This window comes from Staphylococcus sp. EG-SA-2, assembly GCF_017152085.1.
Map to the genome: position 1 here is coordinate 1 of NZ_JACYHC010001312.1, position 600 is coordinate 600.

The window sequence follows — 600 nt, forward strand, 5'->3', positions numbered from 1 at the left end:
GCAATCATTATATTGAGACGTTATTGCAAGACGTGGTAACGTATCCAGATGAAGATAAGCAATATTTCAGCTCTAGAATAGACAAGATATTAACACATAAATATATAGGGATGCCTATCTTTCTAGCAATTATGTGGTTGATCTTTCAAACTACATTTACATGGATTGGCACACCTTTGTCGGATCAACTCGATGCATTTATAGGTGGTACATTTACAGATAGTGTGAAGACGATTATGAATTATCTAGGGGTTATACCATTTTTACAAGATTTAATTACAGATGGCATTATTGCTGGTGTAGGATCAGTATTAGTCTTTGTACCACAAATTGTTGTGCTCTTTTTCTTTATATCTTTATTAGAAGATTCAGGTTATATGGCACGTATTGCGGTTTTAATGGATCGTATTATGGAATCGTTCGGTTTAAGCGGGAAGTCTTTTATACCAATGATTATCGGATTTGGTTGTAATGTACCGAGTATTATGGCTGCGCGCAGTATTGAAAATGAAAAAGAGCGTTTAACAACGATATTAATTGCACCATTCATGTCATGCTCTGCTAGACTGCCAGTGTATGCGTTGTTCGTAGGTATCTTTT

Annotated in this window: 1 protein-coding gene; it reads left to right on the top strand. The window is 35.5% G+C overall.

Features of this window, described 5'->3' with window-relative positions; genetic code table 11:
- The coding region (locus IDG60_RS28375) for a ferrous iron transporter B (RefSeq protein WP_164826034.1) at positions 1 to 600 on the top strand (600 nt) is incomplete at both ends.